Source organism: Rhizobacter sp. (assembly GCF_031412495.1).
In the GTDB taxonomy this organism is placed as follows: Bacteria; Pseudomonadota; Gammaproteobacteria; order Burkholderiales; family Burkholderiaceae_C; genus Schlegelella_A.
In genome coordinates, this window is sequence record NZ_JANODC010000009.1 from 1 (window position 1) to 3,818 (window position 3,818).

4 protein-coding genes are annotated in these 3,818 nt (G+C 68.5%); all 4 read left to right on the forward strand.

Translation table 11 applies throughout. The features are described 5' to 3' along the window. Positions 1-546 (forward strand): amidohydrolase family protein (locus AC30N0_RS00425; RefSeq protein ID WP_489515971.1); only part of this gene is annotated, 546 nt, incomplete at its 5' end. After that, on the forward strand, positions 543-1,490 hold the full coding sequence (locus AC30N0_RS00430; protein WP_489515972.1) for a branched-chain amino acid ABC transporter permease: 948 nt from the start codon (positions 543-545) through the stop codon (positions 1,488-1,490). The genes AC30N0_RS00425 and AC30N0_RS00430, both read left to right, overlap by 4 nt. Positions 1,491-1,545: 55 nt before the next feature. Continuing rightward, positions 1,546-2,682, forward strand: a complete 1,137-nt coding sequence (locus tag AC30N0_RS00435) for a branched-chain amino acid ABC transporter permease (RefSeq protein ID WP_489515973.1) — start codon at positions 1,546-1,548, stop codon at positions 2,680-2,682. Further along, positions 2,679-3,818, forward strand: a 1,140-nt coding sequence (locus AC30N0_RS00440; RefSeq protein WP_489515974.1) for an ABC transporter substrate-binding protein, incomplete at its 3' end; no start/stop codon positions are given. The genes AC30N0_RS00435 and AC30N0_RS00440, both read left to right, overlap by 4 nt.

Genomic DNA, 3,818 nt, shown 5'->3' on the forward strand with positions numbered 1-3,818 from the left:
TACCACGCGAGTTTCTCCGACACCGAATCGCTCGACATGCTGGAGGCGGCGAAGGACCGCGTCTTCGTCGCCCCCGGCATCGCCATCCTCTACGCCCTGCTGCACGAGGCCGAGGCCTTCGGCATCACCAACGCCAGGGCGCAGGCCATGGGCTACCAGATCGAGTGGGATGCAGCCGTGGAGTCGCTGCGCGCCATGCACAAGCGCGGCATCCGCGTCCTGCCCGGCGGCGACTACGGCTTCGCCTTCACGCCGCACTGCCAGAACGCGCGCGACCTCGAGTTCTTCGTCAAATACCTCGGCTTCACGCCGATGGAGGCGATCCGCTCGGCGACGCTCTACGGTGGCCAGATCATGATGAAGCCGAACGAGCTCGGCCAAGTCAAGGAGGGCTTCCTCGCCGACCTGCTGCTGGTCGACGGCGACCCGCTCGCCAACCTGTCCATCCTGCGCGACCCGACGCGCCTGCTCGCGGTGATGAAGGACGGCGTCTTCGCCAAGTCGCCCGAGATCGCGTCGCAGCGCAGCTGGGAACGCGCCGCGTGAGCCGACGCAACCGGCTGCTGCTCTGGCTCCTGATCGGCGGCCCGATCGCGGTGTTCTCGGTCTGGGCGATCGCGGACAACCCGCGCCTGTACTTCGTGACGATGCTGAACAGCCTGACGCTGGCGTCGCTCTACTTCATCGTCGCCAGCGGCTTCACCCTGGTCTTCGGGCTGATGAGGAACGTCAACCTGGCGCACGGCTCGCTCTACCTGCTGGGCGGCTACGTCGCCTTCGTCATCGCCGAGCGCACCGGCTGGTGGATCCTGGCCCTGGCCGGCGGCTTCGTCGTCGCGGCCCTGGCCGGCTGGTTGATCCAGGCGCTGATCCTGCGCCACATGCAGGGCGAGGAACTGCGCCAGACGATGGTGACGATCGGCCTGTCGATCGTCATCGCAGACGTGCTCATCTGGGTCTTCACGGGGCAGGTGCACCAGATGGAAGCACCGGCGTGGCTGCAAGGCCCGATCCGCGGCATCCCGCTGATCAACGCCTATTCCGCGTACCGGCTCAGCCTGCTCGGCTTTGGCATCGCGATCGGCGTGGGGCTCTGGCTGCTGCTCAACCGCACCCGCGTCGGCACGATGATCCGCGCCGGCGTCGACGACCGCGGCATGCTCGCCGCCTCGGGCGTCAACGTGAACCGCGTCTTCGCCATCACCTTCATGCTCGGTGCCGGCCTGGCCGGTCTCGGCGGCGTGATCGGCGCCGTCGAGCTGTCGATGGTGCCGGGCGAGGACACGCGGCTGCTGCTGGCGTCGCTCATCGTCGTCATCGTCGGCGGCATGGGCAGCGTCATCGGGGCTGCCATCGGGGCGGCCATCCTGGGCCTGGCCGAGACCTACGGGCTCGCCTATGCGCCGACCTACAGCGTCGTCTTCGTGTTCGTCGTCCTGATCGGCGTGCTTGCCTTCCGGCCGCGCGGGATCATGGGGCGGCCGGCATGAGACGCCGGGCCGCTCCCAAGGCGAATTCCGCAGTGCAGCGCACGGAGGCTCGTCGATGAGCGCCGCCCAGTGGCGACGGGCCATGAACTCCGGTGCGGCCGGGGCGGTCCGGCCGCTGGAGCCGAGCACTGCGGCGTCGCCACAGGCGTCGTCGACCGGTGCGCCCGGCCCCGCCACGCCGTGGCTCGAACGGCTCCGCCAGGCCATCCGGCCGCGCCATGTGGTGGTCACCGCGGCCGTGCTCCTGCTGCCACTGGTGGCCACGCCCTTCCTCCTGTTCCAGGTCGTGGCGCAGTCGCTGGTCCTCGGCCTCATCGCGCTGTCGCTGACCTTCCTCGGCGGCTACGGCGGCATGGTCTCGCTGGCCCAGATGACGGTGGCGGGCATCGCCGGCTATGCGCTCGCCGTGCTCGGCCACAGCAGCGCCCCCGAGATCAGCCTGGAGTGGCCCTGGTGGGCGGCGATCCCGGTGGCCCTGCTGATCAGCGTCCTGTGCGCGACCCTCATCGGCTGGCTCTCGGTGCGCACCGAGGGCATCTACACCATCATGATCACGCTGGCGATCGGCGTCGCCTTCTACTACCTTGTGCTGCAGAATTACAGCGTCTTCAACGGCTTCCAGGGGCTGCGCGAGGTCTATCCGCCGAAGGTCTTCGGCATCGCCTGGCGCGACCCGGTGCCCTTTTACTTCCTGGCGCTCGGCTGCGCCCTCGGCGGCTACTTCCTGATCCGCTGGATCGTCGGCGCCCCGTTCGGCAAGGCGCTGCAAGGCATCCGCGACAACCCGCGCCGGATGAACGCGCTGGGCTTCCAGGTCGTCGCCCACCGGGTCGCGGCCTACGCCCTGGCCGGCCTCGTCGCCGGCGTCGGCGGCATCCTCTTCGTCTGGTACAACGGCCTGATCACGCCGGGTTCGGTGGGCACCTCGTGGCTCATCAACATCCTCGTCATCGCCGTGCTCGGCGGCATGAAGCACCCGATCGGCGCCTTCCTCGGCGCCCTCGTCTTCGTGCTGCTGCAGACCTTCGCCATCGACCTCGTCGATCGCGAGCGCTTCAATCTCGTGATCGGCGGCGTGTTCCTCGCCATCGTGCTTTTTTCCCCCGACGGCCTGCTCGGACTGTGGGAGAGGCTTCGGCTTCGCTTCGCACCGCGACAGAGCCTTTCTTCCAACCAAAGGAGACAGCAGTGAAAGTGACCAAACGGATCTGGATGCGCACGGCATTGGGCGCCGCGGCAGCCATGGCGGTGATGGGTTCTGCGTGGGCGCAGCAGGGGCAGCCGGTCAAGATCGGCCTGCTCGCCACGCTCGAGGGGCCGTTCGCGGCGGGCGGTGCCGACGGCATGCGCGGCGCCGAGCTGGCGGTGAAGCAGCGCAACGGCGTCGTCGCCGGGCGGCCGATCCAGATCATCAAGGGATCGTCCGACGCCAAGCCCGACGTGGCCGTCAACGCGACGCGCAAGCTCGTCGAGCAGGACAAGGTCGACATCATGGTCGGGCCGCTGTCGGGCGGCGAGGGCATCGCCGTCAAGGACTACTCGAAGACCCAGCCGCAGGTGACCTTCATCAACGGCGGCTCGGGCGCGCAGGCGACGACGCTCGTCAACCCCAGCCCCAACTTCTTCCGCTTCAACACCGAAGGCGGGCAGTGGATGATGGGCCTCGGCAAGGCGGCGCTGGCCAAGGGCTACAAGCGGGTCATGGTCATCGCCGAGGACTACGCCTTCCCGTACTCGCAGGTGCAGGGCTTCATGGCCGAGTACTGCCGGCTCGGCGGCAAGGTGCCGGAGAAGGCCTGGGTGCCGCTGGGCGGCAAGGACTATTCCTCGGTGATCGCCAAGATCCCGAAGGATGTCGATGCCCTGCTGGTCGTGCTCGGCGGCGCCGACGCGGTGAACTTCCTCAACCAGTACGAGGCCTCGGGCGGCGACAAGCCGATCCTCGGCGGCTCGATCACGGTCAGCCAGGACGTCCTGAACTACCGCGGCAAGCGGCGCGACTCGCTGGTCGGCACGCTGTCCGCCGGCCCGTACGCCGATTCGTACACCGGCCCCGAGTGGAAGGCCTTCGTCGCCGACTACCAGAAGAACTTCCCGGTCTCGGCCGGCGGGTTCCCGAGCCCGAGCCTGTTCGCCTACGTCTACTACGTCAACATGAAGGCCGCGCTCGACGGACTCGATGCGGTGAAGGGCGACCTCTCCGGCAACCAGGCCAAGTACCGCGAGGCGCTCTCGAAGATGGTCCTGAAGACGCCGAACGGCGAGGTCAGGCTCGACGCGAACCGGCAGGCGATCGGCACGACCTTCGTCACCGAGGTGGTGAAGGAC